Genomic DNA, 23,364 nt, shown 5'->3' on the forward strand with positions numbered 1-23,364 from the left:
CGGACCGCCGGTGGTCGCCCGCCCCCGGAATGCCACCGGGTCGGCGTTGGTTACATCCCCCGGGCCGCCCGAGGAACACCCCCCGGCCGGGCGGAACCCCTTTTCGATTTCTTCTCGAACCACCACTTGCGACCCGCTGGCGCGCCCCCTGCGCCCGCGGCACCCCCGAGCGGAAGGCTTCGATCATCATGCGTACCGACATCCTTCGTAAGACCGCCCTGACCGCTGCTGGCCTGATCACCACCGGTGGCGCCATCGCCGCCCCCGCAACCGCCGCGTTCGCCGCCCCCACCGCCCAAAACGAGCGCGACGGCACCCGCGTGCTCTCGGTCGACTACGAGGCCCAGCCGAACTTCTACTACTGCGGCCCCGCCGCCGCCCGCAACGCCCTGTCCGTGCAGGACAAGGAGATCGACATGGACACGATGGCCGAGCGGATGGGCACCACCGAGTCCGGCACCGACTCCATCAACGACATCACCCCGGTGCTCAACACCGAAACCGGCAGCGACGTCTACCGCAGCGTCGAGATCTCCACCCCCGACGCCGACGACAAGCAGACCGACACCCTGCGCAAGGACATCATCCGCACCGTCGACGACGGCCGCGCCGTCGTAGCCAACATCGCCGGCACCGCCACCGACACCAACGGCGAGAGCCACTCCTTCGCCGGCGGCCACTACATCACCGTCAACGGCTACCGCGACGCCGGCAACGAGGTCAAGATCGCCGACTCGGCGAACCCGAACACCGCCGAGTACTGGATCACCACCGAAGCCCTCGCGGACTGGATCGCCACCCGCGGCTACTCCACCAGCTGACCACCAACCAACCGACAAAGGCCGGCCCCACCCGGGGCCGGCCCTCGTCGTCGTCTATCGCGGCCTTCAGCCGCCCGAGTCGGCCAACTCCGCGCCCTGCGGAACCGTGTCGTCATCCCGGCTGTCCAGCCACCCGCTCGGCAGGAAGACCTTGCCCGGGGAGTTGGTCCGGCCACGGGGCTGGCCCAACGTCTCCACCGGGAACGGCGCCGCCGGGTCCAGTTTGCCGAGCAGATCGTCGAGGTGCGCCAAGCTCTCAATCATCGCGAGCGACCGACGTAGCTCGCTGCCGACCGGAAAACCCTTCAAGTACCAGGCGACGTGCTTCCGGAAGTCGGTACAGCCATCCCGTTCACCGCGCGCTGCGTCCCGGGCGCCGACGGTGAACTGCTCGACCAACAGCTCCGCGTGCCGGCGCATGGTCGTGGCCACCTCCCCCAGCGTGGGCAGCCGCCGGTGCGGCGAACCGGTAAAGGCAGCCTCCAGGTCGGCGAAGAGCCACGGCCGGCCCAGGCAGCCCCGCCCCACCACGACCCCGTCGACTCCGGTGTGCGCCACCATCCGCAGCGCGTCGTCTGCCTCCCAGATGTCACCGTTGCCCAGCACCGGCACGTCCAGCGCCGCCTTCAGCGTCGCGATGGCGTCCCAGTCGGCGGTCCCCGAATACCGTTGGGCTGCCGTACGCCCGTGCAGCGCCACCGCCGCGACCCCAGCGTCCTGGGCGGCGAGGCCCGCCTCCACGTACGTCAGGTGGTCGTCATCGATACCCTTACGCATCTTCACCGTTACCGGCACCCCAGCGAGTGACGCGGCATCCACCGCGGCCCGCACCAGCCGGGCGAAGAGCCGACGCCGCCACGGCAGGGCGGCGCCACCGCCCTTGCGAGTGACCTTCGGGACCGGGCAACCGAAATTCAGGTCGATATGGTCGGCGAGGTCCCGCTCGACGACGATACGCACGGCGGCGGCGGTGGTGTCAGGGTCGGTGCCGTAGAGCTGGAGACTGCGCGGCGACTCCCCGGAGCCAAAGGCGATCATGCGCAGTGTCTTGGGGTTCCGCTCGACCAGCGCGACGGTCGTGATCATCTCGCAGACGTAGATGCCGCCGCCCTGCTCCCGGCAGAGCTGACGGAAGCCAACGTTGGTGATGCCCGCCATCGGTGCCAGGACCACCGGCGGCCACACCTGGTGCCGCCCGATGGTCAGCGGGCGGGGCGGGACGGCCTTCGTCGTGGTCACCACTCCAGTGTAAGGAGGCCCTGGTCCTGCCTCCGCTGGCCTACCAGCGGAGGCAGGAGCCACCCCGCGGCTCAGCAGCCGGGGAGGCGCTCGATCAGGTACCGCTCGACCTGGTCCAGGGAGATCCGCTCCTGGGCCATCGTGTCCCGGTTCCGCACGGTCACCGCGTCGTCGTCGAGGGTGTCGAAGTCGACCGTCACGCAGAACGGGGTGCCGATCTCGTCCTGCCGACGGTAGCGGCGACCGATGGCCTGCGAGTCGTCGAACTCCACCACCCAGCGCTTCCGCAGGTCGGCGGCGAGCTTCCGGGCCTTTGGCGAGAGCGCCTCGTTGCGGGACAGCGGCAGCACCGCCACCTTCACCGGGGCGAGCCGCGGGTCGAAGCGCATCACCGTGCGCTTGTCCACGCCGCCCTTGGTGTTCGGCGCCTCATCCTCGTCGTACGCCTCGAGCAGGAACGCCAGCACCGCACGGGTGAGGCCGGCCGCCGGCTCGATCACGTACGGGACCCAGCGCTCGCCCTTGGCCTGGTCGAAGTAGGACAGGTCGACACCGGAGTGCTTGCTGTGCGTGGCGAGATCGAAGTCGGTGCGGTTGGCGATGCCCTCCAGCTCCGCGAACTCGGTCCCACCGAACTGGAACCGGTACTCGATGTCGACGGTGCGCTTCGAGTAGTGGGAGAGCTTCTCCTGCGGGTGCTCGTAGCGACGCAGGTTACGCTCGCTGAGGCCGAGGTCGAGGTACCAGTTCCAGCGCTCGGCGAGCCAGTACTCGTGCCAGCCCTCGTCGGTGCCCGGTTCGACGAAGAATTCCATCTCCATCTGCTCGAACTCGCGGGTCCGGAAAATGAAGTTCCCCGGGGTGATCTCGTTGCGGAAGGACTTGCCGGTCTGGGCGATACCGAACGGCGGCTTCTTGCGCGCCACCGTCTCGACGTTCTTGTAGTTGACGAAGATGCCCTGCGCGGTCTCCGGCCGCAGGTAGTGCAGACCCTCGTCGCTCTCCACCGGGCCCAGGTGGGTCTTCATCAGACCGTTGAACATCCGCGGCTCGGTGAAGGTGCCCTTGTTTCCGCAGTTCGGGCAGTTCAGCTCGGTCAACGAGGCCGGCGGACGACCATGCTTGGCCTCGTACGCCTCCTCCAGGTGGTCGGCCCGGAACCGCTTGTGGCAGGACTGGCACTCGGTCAGCGGGTCCACGAACGCGTCCAGGTGGCCGGAGGCGGCCCAGACATCACGGGCCAGGATCACCGCGGAGTCGAGGCCCACCACGTCGTCACGCTGCTGCACCATGCTCCGCCACCACTGCCGGCGGACGTTCTCCTTCAGCTCCACACCGAGCGGGCCGTAGTCCCACGCCGAACGGGTACCCCCGTAGATCTCGCTGGACGGGAAGACGAATCCCCGACGCTTGGCGAGGCTGACAACGGCGTCGATACGGTCTGCAGGCATTTTTCCTCCTACGCCGGCTGGCGGTCGGCGGGGACAGTACGGGATGGAGCGAGGCTCGGGACAACGGTATGACCGGCGACGTCCTGAGCCAAGGAGAATACCGGGAGCGGTTCAGCTGACCCCGCATACCTCCAGTTGACCGGTCTGCTCGTTCTGCTTGAGGTTCACCCGTTGGCGATCGCGGTCGCCGTCGCTGAGGGTGACCTCGACCGGCAGGGTCAGGTTGGTCTGGTCGAGCTCGCCGATCCGGAACGAGGTCACCTGCGGCCCGTCGGCGGCCCGCCGTTCGAACTCCCGCCGCGACTCCTGCCGCCGCGCCTGTGCACAGAGCTGGTCGTAGGCGGCACCGTATTCGCGTTTCACCAGCGCCTGGTAGTAGTCGGTGGAGACGGCACGCCCCTGTTCGTCGAACGCCTGCACGGTGCTCACAAAGAACCCGACCACCGCCGCACCGCCACCGCCGCAGCAGAGCGCCAACGCGACCGCCCCGACGCCGAGTCCCAGCCAGATCCGGGTGCGACGGCCCTCGACCGGCGGCGCCGCGAACGGTGGTGCGACACCGGGGCCGGCGGGCGGGTTCGGCACTCCCGGCCCTGGGGGTGGGCCGGGCACGCCAGGGGGTGTGGCGCCGTCTTGCGGGCCGGGCACGGCGGGGGGTGCGGCGCCGTCTTGCGGGCCGGGCACCGACGGGTGCGGTGAGGGAGCGGCCGGTCCGGGAGCGGTCATGGGATCAATGTAGTGCGTATCGCTCACCGGTACGGATCGGCCGCCCGATCGCTCGCCGTCACGACCACGTCGGCGCCGGGCGCGGCGGTGGCGAGGGCTTCGTAGGCCGACGGTTCGTCGACCGACTCGGCGAGCAACGGAACCGCGGTGATCTTGACGTCGAAGCCACCGAGCGCTCGCCGATAGGTGCCGACCGACTCCCACTCGGTGAGCAGGCACCAGTGGCGCGGGCCGTCCAGCGCGCGGACGAGTTGCCCGCGCAGGTATCCGGGGCGGGCCGCGAGCGCCGCGAGTGCGGCGTGCGCTCGCGCGGTGAAGTCGTCAACGACATCGGGCTCGACCACGAACCGGTTGGTGACCAACACCGGCTACCTCCTCGTAGAGTCTGTGGGATGCAGCGTACGCAGCACCGAATAGCGAGCCGGCTGGCCCGGGCAAACCCGACGGCAGTCTTCTTGGTCACCCTGGTGGTGGTGCTGGTCGCGCTCTTCACTCCGGGGGTGATCGGCGGGCTGCTCACCCTCGCCCTCGCGGCGGTCGTGGCCGCGCTGGTGGTCACCACGGGGGCGAGCCAGCCGACACGGCTACGGGTGGTCCGGCTCCTGGTGCTGACGCTGCTGATCACCGCCGGGCTGGTCAAGCTCCTCTGACATGCACTCATGCGTTTTTGACAATCATTATCATTGTTGCGGACAGTTGCCCTCATGAACAACCGCCGTGCTCCACGTGCCCTGGCCGCCGCCTCCGCCGCCCTACTCACGCTCGGCGCCGCCGCCTGCTCCGACAAGCCGGTCGATGCTGACCCGCAGCGGGTTGACGTGGTCGCCGCGTTCTACCCACTCCAGTTCCTGGCCCAGCAGATCGGCGGAGACGCGGTAGCCGTCAGTAACCTGGTCAAGCCCGGCGCCGAGCCCCACGACGTCGAGTTGAGCCCGAGCCAGGTCGGAGATGTGGCCGGGGCGGAGCTGATCGTCTACCTCAAGGGCTTCCAACCGCAGGTGGACGAGGCCGTGCAGCAGAACTCCGCCGACCGGGCGTTCGATGTCACCACCGTCGAGCCGCTGCTCGACGCCACCGCCGACAACCACGACCACGGCCACGAGGACGAGGGCGGGCACGAGGGCGAGAGCGACGCCGAGACCCCGGCGGACCCGGACCACACGGCGGAGGCCGGCAGCAAGGACCCACACCTGTGGCTGGACCCCACCCGGCTCGCCACCGTCGGTGACCAGCTCGCCGACCGGCTCGCCCAGGCCGACCCCGAGCACGCCGACGACTACGCCGCCCGGGTGTCCGAACTCCGCGGCAAGCTGGAGCAGCTCGACGCGGAGTTCACCGCCGGCCTGAAGACCTGCCAGCGGCGGGAGATCGTGGTCAGCCACACCGCCTTCGGCTATCTGACCACGCGCTACCAGCTGGAGCAGATCGGCGTCACCGGGCTGAGCCCGGAGCACGAGCCGTCGCCGCAGCGGCTGGCCGAGGTGATCGAGGAGGCGAAGGAACACCAGGCCACCACGATCTTCTTCGAGACGTTGGTCAGCCCGAAGGTCGCCGAGACCATCGCGGCCCAGGTCGGGGCCGAGACCGCGGTGCTCGACCCACTCGAGGGGCTCGCCGCCGACAACAACGGGGACTACTTCTCGGTGATGCGGGCCAACCTCGCGACGCTGCGAACCGCGCTGGACTGCGCATGAGCGCACCCGTCATCACCGTCACGCGGGCGGCCATCGGCTACGAGGGCCGCGCCGTCCTGCGAGATGTCTCGCTGACCGTGACCAGCGGAGAGGTGGTGGCCGTGCTCGGCGCCAACGGCTCCGGCAAGTCCACCCTGACCCGGGCCGTGCTCGGGCTCGTCCCGCTCAGCTCCGGCTCCGTCGAGCTCTTCGACCAGCCGGCGCGGCGATTCCGTCAGTGGCACCGCATCGGGTACGTCCCGCAACGCCTCGGCGCCGGCGGCGGTGTGCCCGCCACCGTCGGCGAGGTGGTCGCGGCGGGGCGGCTGGCCCGCCGCGGCATCCTGCGGCCCCCCGGCCGCGCGGACCGGAGGGCGGTGGCGACCGCACTGGCGGCGGTCGGTCTCGCCGACCGGACCGGGGACCCGGTCTCCACCCTCTCCGGCGGCCAGCAGCAGCGCGTCCTCATCGCCCGGGCCCTGGCCGGCGAGCCGGAGCTGCTGATCCTCGACGAGCCGACCGCCGGCGTGGACGCGGCGAGCCAGGCGGCGTTCGCCGGAGCACTCCAAGAATTCGTCGCTGGCGGTGGCACCGTCCTGCTGGTCGCACACGAGCTGGGGCCACTGCGGCCGTTGATCTCCCGAGCCGTCGTCGTGCACGCCGGGGGGATCGCTCACGACGGCCCGGTGCCCGAGCCGGCCGGTCACCACGCCGACCCCGACCACGACCACGTGCACCCGCACGGTCCCAACGAGCCCGCCGGCCTCTGGAGCGCGTGAGATGGAACTCTTCCAGTACCCGTACATGCAACGTGCGCTGGTCGGCGCGCTGATCATCGGTCTGGCCGCCCCGGCGCTCGGCATCTACCTGGTGCAGCGGCGGCTGGCCCTGATCGGCGACGGCGTCGGGCACGTGGCGCTCACCGGCGTCGGCGCCGGCCTGCTGCTCAACCGCTCCCCGGTCCTGGTGGCAGTGATCGTGGCCAGCCTCGGCGCGATCACCATCGAGTTGGTCCGGGCCCGCGGTCGCACCTCCGGTGACCTGGCGCTCGCCCTGCTCTTCTACGGCGGCATCGCCGGCGGTGTGATGCTCGTCGGGCTCTCCGACAGCACCAGCGCGAGCCTCAACGCGTACCTCTTCGGCTCACTCTCCACGATCACCCCCACCGACCTGACCACGATCGCGGTGCTCGGCGCGGCGATCCTGGTCACCATGCTGGCGTTACGCCCAGCGCTCTTCGCGATCTGCCACGACGAGGAGTACGCCCGGGTCTCCGGGCTGCCCGTCCGTGCCCTCAACCTGCTCCTCGCGGTCGCCACGGCAGTCACCGTCACCATCGCGATGCGTGCGGTCGGCGTCCTGCTGATCAGCGCGCTGATGGTGGTGCCGGTCGCCGCCGCCCAGCAGGTCACCCGCGGTTTCCGCAGCACGATGACGGCCGCCATGACACTCGGGCTCTTCGCCGCCGGATCGGGGGTGTACGTGGCGGCCAACGCCGACACCGCCCCCGGCGCGTCGGTGGTGCTGATGGCGATCGCCTCGTTCGCGGTGGTGGCGCTCGCCGGCGTGGGCTGGCGGACGCTGCGACGACGGCGGGTCGCCGCGGCGGATCCATCGGCTGTGGAGCCGCACGAGGTGGTGCTGAGCCAGTCCTGACCAACGGCGTACCCCTGGGATTGGTTACCGTTATCTCTGTGAGCAGCGAGTCCGGCTACGACGCCTTCGAGGGGGCGAGCGAGCTGCTGCGCGCCCTCTCCGCCCCGATCCGGCTGGCCATCGTCAGCCAACTCGCCGAGGGCGAACGGTGCGTACACGAGCTGGTTGACCAACTCGGTGCCGCGCAGCCGCTGGTCTCCCAGCATCTGCGGGTGCTCCGCGGTGCCGGGGTGGTGCGGGGTTCCCGACGCGGGCGGGAGATCGCCTACACGCTGGTTGACGAACACGTCGCACACATCGTGGCGGACGCGGTCAGCCACGCCGGCGAGCACACCACCCCCACCTGAGGGCTCACCTCGGGTCGCGGACCCGGGCCACGATCGCGTCGGCGAGCGGCGCTGGGGCCCGGTCCGGAATCCAGTGGCTCACCCCGGTCAGCTCGACGAAGCGGTAGGCGCCGGTCACGTGGGCGGCGCAGGCCTCAGCGGCGGTGCGGCCGATCGCGATGTCCCGGTCGCTCCAGACGTACGTCGTCGGCACCGACACCGGCCCGACGGCCGCCAGGTCCCCGCGGGACATCGCCCGGTACCAGTTCAGGGCGGCGCTCAACGCGCCCGGAGCGCGCATCGGCTCGACGTACGCGGCCACCCGGTCGGCGTCGCCGGCTCCGGCCAGCATCCGACGCAGCCCGGTCGCCCGCAGCGCCAGCAACACCGTCTCCGCCGTTCCTTCTCGCCGAAACAGCCGCATGTACGCCGAGCGGGCCCGCTGCGACCGGTCGCTGCGCAGGGCGTGGGCCAAGGCCGCCGGGTGCGGCACGGAGACCGCGGTCAGCGAGCGCACCCGGGCCGGATGGTCGGCGGCGAGGGCCCAGCTGACCGCCGCGCCCCAGTCATGTCCGACCACGTGCGCAGCGGCGACGCCGAGGCGCTCCAGCACCGCCACCACGTCGTCGACCAGCTCACCGAGGCGGTACGCGGAGACCGCCGCCGGACGGGCGCCGGGCGAGTAGCCACGCTGATCGAGGGCGTACGTGCGCAGCCCGGCAGCGTGCAGGAGCGGCACCACGTCGGCCCACTCCCCACTGTGCTGGGGAAAGCCGTGCAGCAGGAGTACCGGCGGGCCGGCCGCCGGGCCACCGACATGGAGATCGAAGGCGAAACCTCGGACATCGACATGCATGATCGGCAGCCTACTCGGGGGTCACCGAAGGGCCCCCGCCGAACTGCACCAATGCCACTTTGTTGAAAGATTTTCGGAGGTGCTAGCGTCGGTCGCACATTTTCACCTCCGACAGGGGAGCGCACAGCGCTGAGAGTGTGGGCAACGTCCCACAGACCCTCGAACCTGATCTGGGTAATGCCAGCGCAGGGAGTTCGGTCGGCCTTCAGCCGTGCCGTCGTCCGGCCGCACCGGACGTAGATGTGCCCCCTCCTGTTTCCCGGAGCAGACAGGGAAGACCGATGAAAAAAGTCAATGTAGCAACCAACCGCTGGCGCACCGTCGATGTCGTCGTCGCCGCTGTCATCGCCGTCACCTTCGGCGTCATCTTCTGGGCCTGGGGACTGCTCTGGAACGTCGTCACCCCGGCGTTCGCCTTCCTGCCGGCGACCCAGGCCATCATGTACGGCGTCTGGCTGCTCCCGGCGGTCCTCGGCGGCCTGGTGATCCGCCGTCCCGGCGCGGCATTCTTCTGCGAGGCGGTGGCCGCAGTGGTGTCCACACTGCTCGGCAACGAGTGGGGCAGCACCACCATCGTCCAGGGCATGGTCCAGGGGCTCGGCGCCGAGCTGGCCTTCGCCGCCTTCCGCTACCGCTCCTTCCGACTGCCCACGGCGCTGCTCGCGGGTGCGCTGGCCGGCCTCGGCGCGGCTATCTTCGACTTCTTCGCCTGGACCCACTTTTACGCAATGTTCAGCTACCGAATCCCGTACGCGCTGCTGACAGTCGCCAGCGCCGCCGCCATCGCCGGGGTCGGCGCCCGGCGCCTGACCCAAGCCCTGGCCAAAACGGGCGTGCTGGACCGGTTCCCCGCCGGCCGCGAACGCTTCACCATCTGAGCACCGTGGCAAGCACAAGGTCGTCGCCGCAGACCGCGCCCGGGCGTGCCAGCAGCGCCCGGCGCGGTGTGCCCAGGATCAGCAACCAGCTCCGGGGCGGTGGCCGGTGAGCGCGGTCCGGTTGCGAGGCTTCGGGTGGCGGCACGCGGGGCGGAAGCGGTGGGCCGTACGCGGGCTCGACCTGCGGATCGAGCACGGCGAACGGGTCCTCCTGCTGGGGACCTCCGGGGCGGGTAAGAGCACCCTGCTCGCCGCGCTGGCCGGGCTGCTACCGGAGGACTCCGGCGAGCAGGAAGGCACCGTCGAGGTTGACGGCCGGGACCCGCGCACGGCCCGAGAAGAGGTCGGCCTGCTCTTCCAGGACCCGCAGACCCAGCTGGTGATGGCGCGCTGCGGTGACGACGTCGCCTTCGGCCCCGAAAACCGCGGGCTACCCGCCGAGCAGATCTGGCCCCGGGTGGACGAGGCCCTGCGCCGGGTTGGTTTCCGCTACGGCCGGGACCGATCGACCGCTGCTCTCTCCGGCGGCGAGCAGCAGCGCCTCGCCCTCGCCGGGGTGCTCGCGCTCCGCCCGAGCCTGCTGCTACTCGACGAGCCGACCGCCAACCTGGACCCGGCCGGTGCGGCGCTGATCCGGGACGCGGTCGCCACGGCGCTCGACGCCGACACCACCCTGCTCCTCGTCGAGCACCGGCTCGCCGAGGCGCTGCCGCTGGTCGACCGGGTGGTCGTACTGGCGCCGGGCGGCGGTGTCCAAGCCGACGGCACCCCACAGGCGGTCTTCGCCGCGCACGGCGAGGCGCTCGCCGCCGAGGGGGTCTGGGTGCCGGGCTGTCCGACGCCCCTGCGGCGGGCCACCACCGCCGCCGGGACGGAGTTACTCGCCGCCGACGACCTCGCCCTGCCGCCCCGGCTGGCCAGTATCTCCCTCACCGTACGGGCCGGCGAGGCGCTCGCCGTCCAGGGACCCAACGGGGCCGGAAAGTCCACCCTGGCTCTCCTGCTGGGTGGGCTGCTCGCACCGAGGGCGGGCCGGATCACCGCGACCGCGGAGCTGGCCGGCGCGGACGCCCGCACCCCGCCGCACCGATGGCGGGCGCCGGCGCTGGTGGGCCGGATCGGTTCGGTCTTCCAGGACCCGGAGCACCAGTTCGTCACCACCACCGTCGCCGACGAACTGGCGCTGGGCCCACGCCGGACCGGCCGAACCGAGGCGCAGGTCCGCGCCACCGTGGACGCGCTGCTCGACCGGCTCCGCCTGACGGCGCTCGCCGAGGCCAACCCGTACACCCTCTCCGGTGGCGAGGCGCGGCGGCTGAGCGTGGCGACGGCCCTGGCCACCGCGCCCCGCCTGCTCGTCTGCGACGAGCCCACCTTCGGCCAGGACCGGCGAACCTGGCAGGAGTTGGTGGAGCTCTTCGCCGAGCTGCGCGACGACGGGCACGGGCTGGTCACGGTGACCCACGACCCGGAGTTCGTCGCCGCGCTCGCCGACCGCCAGGTACGGCTCGACCATCCGCTGAGCGCGCCGTGATCAACCTTGAACCCGTGACCCGACCGGACGCCCCGCTGGCCCGACGCAACCCGGTGGCGAAGCTGGCAGCGGCGCTGCTCTGCTCGTTCATCCTGATCGCCACCCTCGACCCGGTGACGCCGGCCATCGCCATCGCCTTCGAGCTGGCCCTGCTGCCGCTGTTCGGCGTACGGCTCCGGGTACTCGCCCGCCGGGCGATGCCGCTGCTGTTCAGCGCCGTCGGCGTCCTCGTCACGCTGGTGCTCTTCGCCGCCGAGCGCTCCGGACGAATCCTCGCCGAGGCCGGCCCATTCCTGATCACCTCCGGCGTGCTGATCACCGCGCTCGGTCTGGTGTTGCGCATGTTCGCGGTGGCCCTGCCGGGATTGATCGTGGTGGCGACCACTGACCCGACCGACCTTGCCGACGCGCTGGTGCAAAATGCCAAACTGCCCGCCCGCTTCGCCTACGGGGCGCTGGCGGCGTTCCGGTTGGTGCCGTTGCTCGCCCAGGAGTGGCAAATGATCAGCATGGCGCGGCGGGCCCGGGGCGTTGACGCCGGCCGTAATCCGCTGGCCCGGCTGCGGCTCTTCGGATCGACCGCGTTCACGCTACTGGTCGGTGCGATCCGCCGCGGAACCCGACTCGCCGTGGCGATGGACGCGCGGGGCTTCGACGCCATGACTCCCCGGTCGATGGCCCGCCGCCAACACTTCGGCCGCGCCGACGGTCTCCTGATCGCTGGTGCGGCGGTACTGGCCGGCACCGCGCTCACAGTCAGCATCGCCGTCGGCGCGTTCCGCCCCCTGATCGGCTGACCACCAGGCTCAGCGCAGCGCCGGGTGAGGTGGGTGCGGGCCAGCCGAACGTGGAGCGCGATACGGTCACAGACGGAGATCGAGGCGGAGGTGGCACGGATGAACGGGCAGGCACAGATCGGCGTTACCGGGCTGGCGGTGATGGGGCGGAACCTCGCCCGGAACCTGGCCCGCAACGGCTTCGTCGTGGCGGTACACAACCGCTCCCCGGAACGGACCCGCCGGCTGGTCGCCGAGCACGGCGAGGAGGGGCGGTTCGTCCCCACCGACTCGCTGGCCGACCTGGTCGCCGCGTTGGAGCGCCCCCGGGCGGTCATCACGATGGTCAAGGCCGGCGCCCCGACCGACGCCGTCATCGACGAATTGGTGCCGCTGCTCGATGCCGGTGACATCGTCGTCGACTGCGGCAATGCCCACTTCGCCGACACCCGGCGGCGCGAGGAGGCGCTGCGCAAGCAGGGGCTGCACTTCGTCGGCACCGGTGTTTCCGGTGGCGAGGAGGGCGCGTTGTGGGGGCCGAGCATCATGCCCGGCGGCTCGGCCGAGTCCTACCAGAAGCTGGGGCCGATCTTCGAACAGATCGCGGCGCAGGTGGACGGCGAGCCCTGCTGCCGGCACATCGGGCCGGACGGAGCCGGCCACTTCGTCAAGATGGTCCACAACGGCATCGAGTACGCCGACATGCAGCTCATCGCCGAGGCGTACGACCTCCTACGAGTTGGTCTGGACGCGACCCCGGCCGAGCTGGCGGAGATCTTCCAAGAGTGGAACTCCGGCGAGCTGGAGTCGTACCTCATCGAGATCACCGCTGAGGTGCTCGGGCACACCGACCCCAGCACCGGGCAGGCCTTCGTGGACATCGTGCTCGACCAGGCGGAGCAGAAGGGCACCGGACGCTGGACCGTACAGAACGCCCTGGACCTGGGCGTCCCGATCACCGGCATCGCCGAGGCGACGTTCGCGCGTTCCCTCTCCGGGCATGCCGACCAGCGAGCGGCCATCCGCCGCGCGTTCGCCGGCACGGGACCGACGTGGCAGGTCGAGGAGCGGGCCGACTTTATCGAGGACGTCCGGCGCGCGCTGCTGGCCAGCAAGATCGTCGCGTACGCGCAGGGCTTCGACCACATTCGGGCCGGTAGCCAGGAATACGACTGGGACATCGACCTGGGCGGCACCGCCACGATCTGGCGGGGCGGGTGCATCATCCGGGCGCACTTCCTCGACCAGATCCGGCAGGCGTACGACGACCAGCCCGACCTGCCCACGCTGCTGGTGGCGCCGTGGTTCGCCGACGCCGTACGCGCCGGGTTGTCGGGGTGGCGGCGCGTGGTCGCCGAGGCTGCCCAGGCCGGTGTGCCCACCCCCGCGTTCGCCTCGTCGCTGTCCTACTTCGACGCGCTGCGCGCGAACCGACTACCGGCGGCCCTGATCCAGGGCCTGCGGGACAACTTCGGCGCCCACACCTACCGCCGGATTGACCGCGACGGCTCCTTCCACACCCTCTGGGCCGGCGACCGCAGTGAGGTCGAAGCCTGATTCCCCAGGGTCCGAATCAGGTGGCCGGCGCCACCGGGTTCGGCAGCGCTCCGCCGAACCGACGGTCCCGCTGGGCATAGAGCTCACAGGCGTACCAGAGGTGCCGACGGTCGAAGTCCGGCCAGAGCGTGTCCAGGAAGACCAGTTCGGCGTAGGCGCTCTGCCAGAGCATGAAGTTGGAGGTGCGTTGCTCTCCGGAGGGGCGCAGGAAGAGATCCACGTCGGGGACCTCCGGGTGGTAGAGGTAGCGGGCCACGGTCTTCTCGGTGACCTTGGCCGGGTCGAGCCGGCCGGCCGCGACCTCCCGGGCGATCGCGGCGGCGGCGTCGGCGATCTCGGCCTGCCCGCCATAGTTGACGCAGAACTGCAGGGTGAGCGTCGAGTTGCCGCGGGACATCTCCTCGGCCGCCTGCAACTCCGAGATGACGCTCTTCCACAGCCGCCCGGACCGGCCTGACCAGACGACCCGTACGCCCAGATCGACAAGTTGGTCGCGGCGGCGGCGGATCACGTCCCGGTTAAAGCCCATCAGGAAACGCACCTCGTCCGGCGAACGCCGCCAGTTCTCCGTCGAGAACGCGTACGCCGACAGGTACGGGATGCCCAGTTCGATCGCGCCCTCGACGGCGTCGAAGAGGGAGAACTCTCCCGCCTCATGCCCTTTCGTACGCGGGAGCCCGCGCTCCTTGGCCCACCGGCCATTGCCGTCCATCACCACCGCGACGTGCCGCGGCAACGCCTCGGCGGGCAGCGCCGGTGGCCGGGCGCCAGACGGGTGGGGGGTGGGCGGCACCGGTGCACGGCCGGTTCGCCTGGTCGATCGGATCACTCGGTCTACTCCCTGTCCACGCCGACCGCGGCCGGCCCGACTCCGCCGGTCGGCGTCCCGACCGCGCCGGCGGCCGGACCGCCCCGGTCCACCAGCGGCAGCGAGCGTAGCGCGCGCTCCAGATGCCACTGCAGGTGCGCCGCGACCAGCCCGCTGCACTCCCGGCGAACACCGTTCTCGGCGGCGTCGGCAACGCGCCAGTCACCGCTGGTCAGCGCGGTCATCAGGTCAATGGTGGCCGGTGCGGGGTGGGCCGCGCCGGGCGGCCGACAGTCGAGGCAGACGGCGCCGCCGGCCGGGACGGAGAAGGCCCGGTGCCGCCCTGGCGTGCCGCAGACCGCGCAACCGGCCAGCGCCGGCGCCCACCCGGCCAGGGCCATGCCGCGCAGCAGGTACGCGTCCAGCACCAGGGTCGCGGCGTGCTCCCCGCCGGCCAGCGCGCGCAGCGCCCCCAGGGTGAGCTGGAACAACCGCAGCGACGGTTCCCGCTCGACCGGGGTGAGCCGCTCCGCGGTCTCACAGACCGCACTCGCCGCCGTGTAGCGGGGGTAGTCGCCGAGGAGGCGCTTGCCGTACAGGTCAATGCCCTCGACCTGGCTGACCGTGTGCAGCGAGCTGCCCTGCTGGCCCTTCGGGTCGCCGGCGAGTTGCAGGTCGACATGGCCGAAGGGCTCCAGCCGGGCGCCGAACTTGCTGGTGATCCGGCGCACCCCGCGGGCCACCGCGCGCAGCCGCCCGTGCCGACGGGTGAGCAGGGTGATGATGCGATCCGACTCGCCGAGCTTCTGCACGCGCAGCACCACCGCGTCGTCGCGGTAGAGCTGTCGGCGATACCCGGCCATCGGATCATTCTCCCTCAGGGGGACAGCTCCGGGTCGGCTCGGGGTGGCCGCGGGGCCGGTGGGTCATCGTGCGTTGCTCTCCACGCTCCCGGTCTGCACGCGCTCGTACTCCGCCGACCGGGGTGCCGGCACCGTCGGCTGCTTCCGCGCCGTCCCGGCCTGGTCCGCCGAAGCGGCTGCGGTCTGCTCCGCTGCCCCCTCGGGCGGGGCAGCCGCCCCCTCAGACATGGCTGTCGCCTCCTCAGACGTGACAGCCGCCCCCTCAGACGTGGCTGTCGCACCCGCAGGCGTAGCAGCCGCTCGCCGTCCGAAGCCGGGGATCAACTCCGGCCGGCGCCGGGCCGCGATGTCCTCAACCCAGCCGACGAGCAGGATGACGACCCCGAGCAGGGCGAAGACCAGCACCACCCGGATGGCCAGGCCGAGCAGATTCTGGTGCGACCAACCGACCACGTCCACCAGCGGGGTGAGCGCTGCCACGAAGGCCATGTGCCACAGGTACACGGTGAGTGCGCGCCGGTTGGTCAGAGTGACCAACCGACTGAAGATCGCGTTGCGGTCGATCCACGCCGTTCTCGCCGGCTCCCGCCCGAGCACGACCAGGATGACACCGGCCGACCAGAGGGCGTTGGCGAGCGGATTGCCGTTGAGGTCCAGCCCCTTGGTGCCAGGCTGGGTCAGGTTCCACCAGCCGCCGAGGGCGACCAGAACGATCGCGGTCGGCCACAGGACGCGGTTGGCGAGTCGGCGCAGCATCCCCGCCTGGTGGGCGAAGCCCACCATCCACGCCCCGAAGTACAGGCCGAACTGCTGCACCACCATCGGCGGATTCGGGTACAGCCCTAGTTCGATCGCCACAGTCAGCGCGTACGGGGCGATCAGAGTGGGCAGCGGGAACCGACGGAACAACCACAACGCCAGCGGCGAGGCGAGGACAAACCAGAGATAGTTGCGCAGGTACCAGATCGGGCCCAGCACCGGGATTCCCCAGTCGTTCCGCGGCGGGTCGGCCACCGGGAAGAGCCAGAGCAGGAGATCGGGGGTGAACGGCAGCCCGGTGAGCAGCATTGCGGGCACCAGGATCGCACCGAGCATCCAGAACGACGGCAGCAGCCGCCGCAACCGACGACCGACCGCCGCTGTCCCGAACCGATGCAGGGACGCCGCCATCAGCGATCCGGCCAGCGCGAACATCACCGACATCGCGGGAAAGACCAGCGTCATGGTGGCCCACCCCGTTACGTGGTAGACCACGACCCGGACGACGGCGAGAGCACGCAGCAGGTCTAGGTAACGATTTCGCATCAGCTCGCAACTGTTTCCGGTGAGGGGAGGGCAACAGTCCCCTACCTTCCGCTGGCGACCGGAAAAGTGCGAGCCCGCCGGAAGAAAAAGTGAACTTCCTCATTAACTCGTCGAAGCCGACAAGTCACCCGGAACTCCCGGCGGTAAGCCGTGGCTGCGGCTAAAAGCCGAGCTTACGGAGCTGCTTCGGGTCCCGCTGCCAGTCCTTCGCCACCCGGACGTGCAGGTCGAGGTAGACCCGGGTGCCGAGCAGCTCCTCGATCTGCCGCCGCGCCCGGATCCCGACGTCCCGGAGCCGGCTGGCCCGGTGCCCGATCACGATCGCCTTCTGGCTCGGCCGCTCGACGTACACATCAGCGTAGATCTTGATGACCCGTTCCGCGGGGATCATCTCCTCCACCACCACCGCGATGGAGTGGGGCAGCTCGTCGCGCACGCCCTCCAGCGCCGCCTCCCGGATCAGCTCGGCGACCAGCACCTGCTCCGGTTCCTCGGTGAGCATGTCGTCCGGGTAGAGCTGTGGTGACTCCGGCAGGTAGCGGGTCATCACGTCCACCAGCGTGTCGACCTGATGCCCGGAGACCGCGCTGACCGGCACGACCTCCGCGAAGTCCGCCAGTTCACTCACCGCGACCAGCTGCTTGGCCAGCTGCTCCCGGTCGACCAGGTCGGTCTTCGTCACCACCGCGAGCACGGTCGCCTTCAGCTCGGCGAGCTCACCTGTAATGAAGCGGTCGCCCCGGCCGATCGGCTCGTCCGCCGGGATGCAGAGGCCGATCACATCAACCTCGCTCCACGTCTGCCGTACCAGATCGTTGAGGCGCTCGCCGAGCAGCGTCCGGGGCCGGTGCAGGCCCGGCGTGTCAACCAGGACGAGCTGCGAGTCGGGCCGGTGCAGCACCGCCCGGATGACGTGTCGGGTTGTCTGCGGCTTGCTCGAGGTGATGGCGATCTTCTGCCCGACGATCGCGTTGGTCAACGTCGACTTGCCGGCGTTTGGCCGTCCCACAAAGCAGCCAAAGCCCGCCCGGTACGGCTGCCGAAGGTTCTCGGAAGTCACTCGGCCACCGTCCCGAGGAGCGTGCCATCCGGGGCCGCCACGTGGATCGGCGCGTCGGCAGCGAGGTCACGGACCGCCGCATGGCCGGCGCCGTCCAGCGTTGACGCCTCGGTCACCACCGCCGCGGCCTCCAGCCGGGTACAGCCAGCCGCCGCTGCCGCGGCCACAGCGAGCTGAAGTGCGGTCAACGCCAGCGAAGGCAGCGAGACGCTCGCCGCGGCGTACGTCCGGCCGTCCTGGTCCCGGACCGCGGCACCTTCGACGGCACCGACCCGACCCCGCGCCCCCCGGGCCAGGACGACCAGTTTGGCGTCCTCGGCGGTCAGCTCCATCGGGGTGAAACCGGTAGTCGGTACGGCGGGTGACTCAGGCATCGGCGGGTTGCCTCTCCTCGGCTTGGTCGGTGTCGTCCGGAGCGTCGGCGGATCTGCCACGCCCCGGATCGTGCTGTTGGTCGGCCGGCTCCACCCGGCGCACCAGGACCGTGTCGATCCGGTTGCGCCGCCCGGTGGTGCCCTCAGCCAGCAGCCGCAGACCGGCCACCTCAACCTGGGCGCCGGGGATCGGAACCCGGCCCAGGGACTGCGCGAGTAGGCCGCCCACCGTCTCCACCTCGTCGCTGGGCAGCTCGGTGTCGAACAACTCGCCGAGGTCCTCCACGGGTAGCCGCGCGGTGACCCGGACCGCATCGTCGTCGAGGTGCTCGACCGGCGGACGCTCAACATCGTACTCGTCGGTGATCTCGCCGACGATCTCCTCCAGGATGTCCTCGATCGTGACCAGTCCGCCGGTCCCGCCGTACTCGTCAACGACGATCACCAGGTGGTTCCGGGCAGCCTGCATCTCCGAGAGAAGGTCGTCAACCGGCTTGGACTCCGGCACGAAGGTGGCCGGGCGCATCAGTTCGGCCACCGGGAGACGCCGATCCTCCGGGGCGCCGCCCTGCGTACGCCGGATCAGATCTTTCAGGTAGAGCACGCCGAGCACATCGTCAACACTCTCGCCGATGACCGGGATGCGGGAGAAGCCGGAACGCAGAAAGAGCGCCAGGGCCTGGGAGAGCATCTTGTGCCGCTCGATCCAGACCATCTCGGTACGCGGCACCATCACCTCGCGGACGATGGTGTCACCGAGCGCGAAGACCGAGTGGATCATCTGCCGCTCGCCATGCTCCACCACGCCGCGCTGCTCGGCCAGATCAACCAGTTCGCGCAGCTCCACCTGGGTGGCGAAGGGACCTTCCCGGAAACCGCGCCCCGGGGTGACCGCGTTACCGATCAGGATCAACAGCGAGGCGAGGGGGTTGAGCGCCCGACCCAGCCAACGCACCAGCGGCGCCACCCCGCGACCCACCGCGTAGGCGTGCTGCCGGCCGATGGTGCGCGGTCCGACGCCGACCACCACGAAGCTGACCACAGTCATCGCCCCGGCGGTCACCACCGCGGCCAGCCAGCCGGCGCCGAGCGAGTCGACCGCGACCAGGGCTACCAGGGTGGTCGCGCTCAACTCAGCGAGCAGCCGCAACAGCAGCAGCAGGTTGAGGTGCCGGACCACGTCCCCGGCGACGGACTGCAACGCTCGGGCACCCCGGGCTCCGTCGCGGACCAACTCGGCCGCCCGGGCCGGCGAGACCGCGGCAAGCGCCGCCTCGGTCATCGCGATCAGGCCGGCGAGGACCACCAGCCCTGCCGCGAGGAATACCAACTGCACGTCGGGGAGGCCGGACGTACCGGCCGACGCTGCGGCAAGAGAGGCCATCATCGTGACCGGGTCGACCGCCAACTCACCAGCAGCCGGCCTTGGAGGGCGAACATCTCCCGCTCCTCCTCCGGCTCGGCGTGGTCGTAGCCGAGCAGGTGCAGCACCCCGTGCACGGTGAGTAGATACAGCTCATCGGCGGTGGAGTGACCCGCGGTGGCCGCCTGCTTCGCGGCCACCTCGGGGCAGAGCACGATGTCACCGAGCAACGCCGGCTCGGCGCCGATGGTGGCGTTCTCCCCCGGCCCATGGTCAACGCTGCCCTCGTCCATCGGGAAGGCGAGAACATCGGTGGGGCCGTCCCCGCCCATCCAGCGATGGTTCAACTCGGCCATGTAGTCGATATCGACAAGCAACACAGACAGCTCAGCGAGCTGGTTGACCCCCATTTCGTCGAGGGCATGCCGGGCGACGGCGAGTAGCGCGTCGGTGTCGACGTCAACCCCGGACTCATTGGCAATCTCGATGGACACTGTCTTCCTTCGCTTCGTTAGCGGCGCCGACCGGCGCGGCCACCCTGGGTGGGCCGCCCGGGCACCGCCTGCACGCTCTTCGCCTGCTGACTTTCCCGCTCCACGTCCCAGCGGGCGTACGCGTCAACGATCTCCCCGACCAGCCGGTGTCGGACCACGTCCGAGCTGGAGAGCTGGGCGAAGTGCACGTCCGCCACGTCAGTGAGGATCTCCCGAACGACCCGCAGGCCACTGGTCGTCCCGCCGGGAAGGTCCACCTGGGTGATATCGCCGGTAACAACGATCTTGGAACCGAAGCCGAGCCGGGTGAGGAACATCTTCATCTGCTCGGGCGTGGTGTTCTGCGCCTCGTCCAGGATGATGAACGCGTCATTGAGCGTACGACCTCGCATGTACGCCAGCGGCGCCACCTCGATCGTGCCCGCCGCCATCAGCTTCGGGATCGACTCCGGGTCGAGCATGTCGTGCAACGCGTCGTACAGCGGTCGCAGATACGGGTCGATCTTCTCGTTCAGCGTGCCGGGCAGGAAGCCCAGCCGCTCGCCCGCCTCGACCGCCGGCCGGGTGAGAATGATCCGGTTGACCTGCTTGGCCTGCAGCGTCTGGACCGCCTTCGCCATCGCCAGGTAGGTCTTGCCGGTGCCGGCCGGACCGATGCCGAAGACGATGGTGTGCGCGTCGATGGCGTCAACGTAACGCTTCTGCCCGAGCGTCTTGGGGCGAATGGTGCGACCACGCCGGGAGAGGATGTTGAGCGTCAGGACCTCGGCGGGCCGCTCGGCGCTGCCCTGCTCGAGCATGCCAACGGTGCGCCGAACGGCGTCGGTGGTCAGCGTCTCACCTTTCTCGATGAGTTCGATCAGTTCGCCGAAGAGCCGCTCGGCGAGAGCGTTGTCCGCGGGTGCGCCGGTGATCGTGATCTCGTTACCCCGAACATGCACGTCACTGCTCACGGAGCGCTCGACCAGTCGCAGGATCTCGTCCCCGGCACCGAGGAGATTGACCATGATCTTCGGTTCCGGGACGGTAATCCTGGTTTGTGCCCGGGGCGGGCCGGGAGGTGGGGTGCTGGTCATAGGTTGGGCCGAGTGGCCCTGAGCCACCTGCTCTCGATCTCGGCGCCGGGCCGGTCGCCGCGGCGTGCTGGGCGTTGCCCCCATCGTATCGGGTCAACCGCCAGGGCACCTCGCCCAATTCCCCTGCCCGACATCGGCCGGCCGGTCCCCACCGGCGTCAACTGAGGTTGCTCGTCAGCATCGGCCCGAGCGGCGCACCGCCGAGCAGGTGCGCGTGGACGTGGAAAACCTCCTGGCCGCCGTACGTCCCGGTGTTGAAGAGCAACCGGAAGCCGTCACCGAGCAGTCCCTCCTCCTCGGCCACCGCGGCGGCGGTGGCGAGCACCTCGGCGGCGAGCCCCGGATCCCCCTCCGCCAGGGTGGCCACGTCGGCATAGTGCTCCTTCGGGATCACCAGCACGTGCACCGGAGCCTTCGGATCGATGTCACGGAACGCGAGAGTTGTCCGGGTCTCCCGGAGAACGGTGGCGGGAATCTCACCGGCGACGATCCGGCAGAACAGACAGTCAGTTGTGCTCACCGGGGCAGTGTAAGGAAACGCTCCGGTCACCGCCGCCCAGAGCGGAAGAACCTGCGCTACCAGCGGCCAAGACGGGCGGCGAGCACCGAAAGCGCCGCCACTCCGGCGGTGGAGGTACGCAGCACCGACGGGCCCAGACGCACCGTCCGGGCTCCAGCCTCGGCGAAGGCGGCCAGTTCGGCCGGGGCAACGCCGCCCTCGGGGCCGACCACCAGCACGATCTCGCCGCGGTCGGGCAGCTCCGCGGTGACCAGACGCTCCCCCGCCTGCTCGTGCAGAACGAACGCCGCCGCAGCGCCGGCGATCCGGCCGGCCACCTCGGAGGTGGCTTCGGCCGGTGCGCCGGTCACCACCGGCAGCCAGGCCCGGCGGGCCTGCTTCGCGGCCTCCCGCGCGGTGGCGACCCACTTCCCCCGGGCACGTGCCCCCCGGTCACCCCGCCACTGGGCGACCGAGCGCCCGGCCGTCCAGGGCACGATCGCGTCCACCCCGACCTCGGTCATCGCCTGCACGGCCAGCTCACCCCGCTCCCCCTTGGCCAGCCCCTGAACGACGACGAGCCGGTGAGCGGGGGCGGCCTGGTAGTCCCGGGAGGTGATCCGAAGGTCGAGCACGCCCTTTCCCACCGCCGTGACCACGGCGACGGCCGTGCCGCCGCGACCGTCGGCGAGCAGCAACTCCTCGCCGGCCCGCAGCCGCTGCACCGTCGCGGCGTGATGTCCCTCCGGCCCGTCCAGGGTCGCCGTCTCGTCGGTGGGCAACGACTCGACCAGGAACAGCGGCGCGGACACGGTGTCAGGCTAGCGACCGCCCTGGCGCCCCGGGCCGCTGGCCTGGGACACCGGGACGGGTCGAGTCAGGCGTGGCCGTTGAAGGCGTCCCGCATCCGAGAGAAGAAGCCGCCCTGCTTGGTCAGCTCAGCGACCTCCTCGCCCCGGGTCTGGGCGAACTCGCGCAGCATCTGTTCCTGGTCGGCGTCCAGCTTGGTCGGCGTCCGCACGTCCAGGTGGACAAACAGATCACCCCGGCCGGCCCCCCGCAGGTGCGGCACACCGCGGGCGCGCAGCCGCAGCATGCTGCCGGGCTGCGTACCCGGCTTGACGTCAACCGGCTCCTCGCTGTCCAACGTCTTGATGGTCAGGCGGGTGCCGAGCGCCGCCGTCGTCATCGGGACAGCCACCCGGCAGTGCAGATCGTCGCCCTTACGGGAGAAGACATCGTGCGGGCGCTCGTGGATCTCCACGTAGAGATCACCGGCGGTGCCACCGCCGGGGCCCACCTCGCCCTGCTGGGCCAGCCGAATCCGCATCCCGTCCTCGACCCCGGCGGGAATCTTGACGGTCAGCGAACGCCGGGTCCGCACCCGGCCGTCCCCGGCGCAGGTGGGGCAGGGGTTCGGAATCGTGGTGCCATAGCCCTGACAGGCGGTACACGGCCGGGCCGAAACCACCTGGCCAAGGAAGGTGCGCTGCACCGACTGCACCTCGCCCCGCCCGCCACACGCCTCGCAGCTCTCCGGATGGGTGCCGGCGGCGGTGCCCGCACCGGAGCAGGTGGTGCAGAGCACGGCGGTGTCGACCGTGATCGGCGCCTCCACGCCGAACGCGGTCTCGGGCAGGTCCAGCTCGAGGCGCAGGATCGCGTCGGAGCCCGGCCGGGTGCGGGGGCGCGGCCCCCGTCCGCCGCCGCCGGCGCCCCCCCCGAAGAAGGCGTCCATAATGTCCTGGAAGCCGACGAATGGACCGGCCTCGCCGGGTCCGCCCGGGCCGCCACCCCCGCCGCCGGGGGCCAGCGGGTCACCACCGAGGTCAACGATCTGCCGCTTCCGGTCGTCGGAGAGGACCTCGTACGCGGCGTTGATGTCCTTGAACTTCTCTTGCGCCTCCACGTCCGGATTCACGTCCGGGTGGTACTTGCGCGCAAGCTTGCGGTAGGCGCGCTTGATCTCGTCGTCGGAGGCTTCCCGGCTCACGCCGAGGATGCCGTAGTAGTCCTTGGCCACTGCGTT

The 23,364-nt window shown here is 70.7% G+C and carries 26 protein-coding genes and 1 riboswitch; of the genes, 10 read left to right on the forward strand and 16 right to left on the reverse strand.

Translation table 11 applies throughout. The features are described 5' to 3' along the window. The first annotated feature begins 188 nt into the window (after positions 1 to 188). Positions 189 to 821, forward strand: coding sequence for a C39 family peptidase (locus K228_RS0119270; protein WP_025619911.1), 633 nt, complete (start codon positions 189 to 191; stop codon positions 819 to 821). Positions 822 to 887: 66 nt separating this feature from the next. Here K228_RS0119270 and dusB read toward each other — a convergent pair whose 3' ends face one another. The 4 genes from dusB to K228_RS0119290 form a co-directional block, all read right to left on the reverse strand. Beyond that, positions 888 to 2,063 (reverse strand): tRNA dihydrouridine synthase DusB, encoded by a 1,176-nt coding sequence (dusB, locus tag K228_RS0119275; protein WP_025619912.1) that lies wholly within the window; start codon positions 2,061 to 2,063, stop codon positions 888 to 890. A gap of 68 nt (positions 2,064 to 2,131) precedes the next feature. Then, positions 2,132 to 3,511, reverse strand: a complete 1,380-nt coding sequence (locus K228_RS0119280) for a glycine--tRNA ligase (protein WP_025619913.1) — start codon at positions 3,509 to 3,511, stop codon at positions 2,132 to 2,134. A gap of 111 nt (positions 3,512 to 3,622) precedes the next feature. Beyond that, complete coding sequence (locus K228_RS0119285; protein ID WP_025619914.1) at positions 3,623 to 4,096, reverse strand: hypothetical protein; 474 nt, start codon at positions 4,094 to 4,096, stop codon at positions 3,623 to 3,625. A 164-nt stretch (positions 4,097 to 4,260) separates the two neighbouring features. After that, a complete protein-coding gene (locus tag K228_RS0119290) occupies positions 4,261 to 4,602 on the reverse strand; it encodes an antibiotic biosynthesis monooxygenase family protein (RefSeq protein ID WP_025619915.1) in 342 nt (113 codons plus the stop codon). Between the two features lie 27 nt (positions 4,603 to 4,629). Here K228_RS0119290 and K228_RS0119295 point away from each other — a divergent pair, with 27 nt between their 5' ends. From K228_RS0119295 to K228_RS0119315, 5 genes are read left to right on the forward strand one after another with little or no spacing between them, the layout of a single operon-like run. Continuing rightward, positions 4,630 to 4,887, forward strand: coding sequence for a hypothetical protein (locus K228_RS0119295; protein WP_025619916.1), 258 nt, complete (start codon positions 4,630 to 4,632; stop codon positions 4,885 to 4,887). A gap of 54 nt (positions 4,888 to 4,941) precedes the next feature. Further along, a complete protein-coding gene (locus K228_RS0119300) occupies positions 4,942 to 5,931 on the forward strand; it encodes a metal ABC transporter substrate-binding protein (RefSeq protein ID WP_025619917.1) in 990 nt (329 codons plus the stop codon). Beyond that, the gene (locus K228_RS0119305) at positions 5,928 to 6,689 is read left to right on the forward strand and encodes a metal ABC transporter ATP-binding protein (protein ID WP_025619918.1); all 762 of its coding nucleotides are present in this window, start codon (positions 5,928 to 5,930) and stop codon (positions 6,687 to 6,689) included. The genes K228_RS0119300 and K228_RS0119305 overlap by 4 nt, the downstream gene beginning before the upstream one ends. Before the next feature lies 1 nt (position 6,690). Next, entirely contained in the window at positions 6,691 to 7,566 is an 876-nt protein-coding gene (locus K228_RS0119310; protein WP_025619919.1) for a metal ABC transporter permease, read from the forward strand. Positions 7,567 to 7,604: 38 nt separating this feature from the next. Continuing rightward, positions 7,605 to 7,913: an ArsR/SmtB family transcription factor gene (locus K228_RS0119315; protein WP_025619920.1), complete on the forward strand. Its 309-nt coding sequence runs from the start codon at positions 7,605 to 7,607 to the stop codon at positions 7,911 to 7,913. A 4-nt stretch (positions 7,914 to 7,917) separates the two neighbouring features. Here the strand turns inward: K228_RS0119315 and K228_RS0119320 are convergent, their stop codons facing one another. Then, positions 7,918 to 8,748: an alpha/beta fold hydrolase gene (locus K228_RS0119320; protein ID WP_025619921.1), complete on the reverse strand. Its 831-nt coding sequence runs from the start codon at positions 8,746 to 8,748 to the stop codon at positions 7,918 to 7,920. A gap of 103 nt (positions 8,749 to 8,851) precedes the next feature. Then, a riboswitch (TPP riboswitch) is annotated at positions 8,852 to 8,957 on the forward strand. Between the two features lie 72 nt (positions 8,958 to 9,029). On the opposite strand from K228_RS0119320, the gene K228_RS0119325 reads away from it, so the two are divergent. The 4 genes from K228_RS0119325 (at position 9,030) to gndA (ending at position 13,493) form a co-directional block, all read left to right on the forward strand. Further along, the gene (locus K228_RS0119325; protein ID WP_025619922.1) at positions 9,030 to 9,626 is read left to right on the forward strand and encodes an ECF transporter S component; all 597 of its coding nucleotides are present in this window, start codon (positions 9,030 to 9,032) and stop codon (positions 9,624 to 9,626) included. A gap of 106 nt (positions 9,627 to 9,732) precedes the next feature. Further along, complete coding sequence (locus K228_RS0119330; protein ID WP_025619923.1) at positions 9,733 to 11,160, forward strand: ABC transporter ATP-binding protein; 1,428 nt, start codon at positions 9,733 to 9,735, stop codon at positions 11,158 to 11,160. After that, a complete protein-coding gene (locus K228_RS0119335) occupies positions 11,157 to 11,957 on the forward strand; it encodes an energy-coupling factor transporter transmembrane component T family protein (protein WP_025619924.1) in 801 nt (266 codons plus the stop codon). Before K228_RS0119330 ends, K228_RS0119335 begins: the two co-directional genes overlap by 4 nt. 99 nt (positions 11,958 to 12,056) lie before the next feature. Then, positions 12,057 to 13,493 (forward strand): NADP-dependent phosphogluconate dehydrogenase, encoded by a 1,437-nt coding sequence (gene gndA, locus K228_RS0119340; RefSeq protein ID WP_025619925.1) that lies wholly within the window; start codon positions 12,057 to 12,059, stop codon positions 13,491 to 13,493. A 16-nt stretch (positions 13,494 to 13,509) separates the two neighbouring features. Here the strand turns inward: gndA and K228_RS0119345 are convergent, their stop codons facing one another. From K228_RS0119345 to dnaJ, 11 genes are all read right to left on the reverse strand, one after another. Then, positions 13,510 to 14,286: an isoprenyl transferase gene (locus K228_RS0119345; protein WP_025619926.1), complete on the reverse strand. Its 777-nt coding sequence runs from the start codon at positions 14,284 to 14,286 to the stop codon at positions 13,510 to 13,512. A gap of 41 nt (positions 14,287 to 14,327) precedes the next feature. Next, positions 14,328 to 15,164, reverse strand: a complete 837-nt coding sequence (gene recO / locus K228_RS0119350) for a DNA repair protein RecO (RefSeq protein WP_025619927.1) — start codon at positions 15,162 to 15,164, stop codon at positions 14,328 to 14,330. A 63-nt stretch (positions 15,165 to 15,227) separates the two neighbouring features. After that, entirely contained in the window at positions 15,228 to 16,469 is a 1,242-nt protein-coding gene (locus tag K228_RS0119355) for an acyltransferase family protein (RefSeq protein WP_025619928.1), read from the reverse strand. A 160-nt stretch (positions 16,470 to 16,629) separates the two neighbouring features. After that, positions 16,630 to 17,529 (reverse strand): GTPase Era, encoded by a 900-nt coding sequence (gene era / locus K228_RS0119360; RefSeq protein WP_025619929.1) that lies wholly within the window; start codon positions 17,527 to 17,529, stop codon positions 16,630 to 16,632. Beyond that, on the reverse strand, positions 17,526 to 17,903 hold the full coding sequence (locus K228_RS0119365) for a hypothetical protein (RefSeq protein ID WP_025619930.1): 378 nt from the start codon (positions 17,901 to 17,903) through the stop codon (positions 17,526 to 17,528). Before K228_RS0119365 ends, era begins: the two co-directional genes overlap by 4 nt. Then, a complete protein-coding gene (locus K228_RS0119370; protein ID WP_025619931.1) occupies positions 17,896 to 19,311 on the reverse strand; it encodes a hemolysin family protein in 1,416 nt (471 codons plus the stop codon). Before K228_RS0119370 ends, K228_RS0119365 begins: the two co-directional genes overlap by 8 nt. Next, entirely contained in the window at positions 19,287 to 19,760 is a 474-nt protein-coding gene (gene ybeY, locus K228_RS0119375; RefSeq protein ID WP_025619932.1) for an rRNA maturation RNase YbeY, read from the reverse strand. Before ybeY ends, K228_RS0119370 begins: the two co-directional genes overlap by 25 nt. A gap of 17 nt (positions 19,761 to 19,777) precedes the next feature. Beyond that, the gene (locus tag K228_RS0119380; RefSeq protein WP_025619933.1) at positions 19,778 to 20,836 is read right to left on the reverse strand and encodes a PhoH family protein; all 1,059 of its coding nucleotides are present in this window, start codon (positions 20,834 to 20,836) and stop codon (positions 19,778 to 19,780) included. 157 nt (positions 20,837 to 20,993) lie between these two features. Beyond that, positions 20,994 to 21,356, reverse strand: coding sequence for a histidine triad nucleotide-binding protein (locus tag K228_RS0119385; RefSeq protein WP_025619934.1), 363 nt, complete (start codon positions 21,354 to 21,356; stop codon positions 20,994 to 20,996). Positions 21,357 to 21,412: 56 nt separating this feature from the next. Next, the gene (locus K228_RS0119390; protein ID WP_025619935.1) at positions 21,413 to 22,147 is read right to left on the reverse strand and encodes a 16S rRNA (uracil(1498)-N(3))-methyltransferase; all 735 of its coding nucleotides are present in this window, start codon (positions 22,145 to 22,147) and stop codon (positions 21,413 to 21,415) included. A gap of 65 nt (positions 22,148 to 22,212) precedes the next feature. After that, entirely contained in the window at positions 22,213 to 23,358 is a 1,146-nt protein-coding gene (gene dnaJ, locus K228_RS0119395) for a molecular chaperone DnaJ (protein WP_025619936.1), read from the reverse strand. Between the last annotated feature and the right edge of the window lie 6 nt (positions 23,359 to 23,364).

The sequence above is a fragment of the Salinispora cortesiana genome (genome assembly GCF_000484695.1).
Lineage (GTDB): Bacteria > Actinomycetota > Actinomycetes > Mycobacteriales > Micromonosporaceae > Micromonospora > Micromonospora cortesiana.

Coding starts and splice junctions, on each gene's coding strand:
- K228_RS0119295 (WP_025619916.1), top strand. CDS start 4,630: ATGCAGCGTACGCAGCACCGAATAGCGAGCCGGCTGGCCCGGGCAAAC.
- K228_RS0119305 (WP_025619918.1), top strand. CDS start 5,928: ATGAGCGCACCCGTCATCACCGTCACGCGGGCGGCCATCGGCTACGAG.
- gndA (WP_025619925.1), top strand. CDS start 12,057: ATGAACGGGCAGGCACAGATCGGCGTTACCGGGCTGGCGGTGATGGGG.
- K228_RS0119300 (WP_025619917.1), top strand. CDS start 4,942: ATGAACAACCGCCGTGCTCCACGTGCCCTGGCCGCCGCCTCCGCCGCC.
- K228_RS0119320 (WP_025619921.1), bottom strand. CDS start 8,748: ATGCATGTCGATGTCCGAGGTTTCGCCTTCGATCTCCATGTCGGTGGC.
- K228_RS0119380 (WP_025619933.1), bottom strand. CDS start 20,836: ATGACCAGCACCCCACCTCCCGGCCCGCCCCGGGCACAAACCAGGATT.
- K228_RS0119365 (WP_025619930.1), bottom strand. CDS start 17,903: ATGCCTGAGTCACCCGCCGTACCGACTACCGGTTTCACCCCGATGGAG.
- K228_RS0119280 (WP_025619913.1), bottom strand. CDS start 3,511: ATGCCTGCAGACCGTATCGACGCCGTTGTCAGCCTCGCCAAGCGTCGG.
- K228_RS0119310 (WP_025619919.1), top strand. CDS start 6,691: ATGGAACTCTTCCAGTACCCGTACATGCAACGTGCGCTGGTCGGCGCG.
- K228_RS0119325 (WP_025619922.1), top strand. CDS start 9,030: ATGAAAAAAGTCAATGTAGCAACCAACCGCTGGCGCACCGTCGATGTC.
- recO (WP_025619927.1), bottom strand. CDS start 15,164: ATGGCCGGGTATCGCCGACAGCTCTACCGCGACGACGCGGTGGTGCTG.
- K228_RS0119355 (WP_025619928.1), bottom strand. CDS start 16,469: ATGCGAAATCGTTACCTAGACCTGCTGCGTGCTCTCGCCGTCGTCCGG.
- K228_RS0119270 (WP_025619911.1), top strand. CDS start 189: ATGCGTACCGACATCCTTCGTAAGACCGCCCTGACCGCTGCTGGCCTG.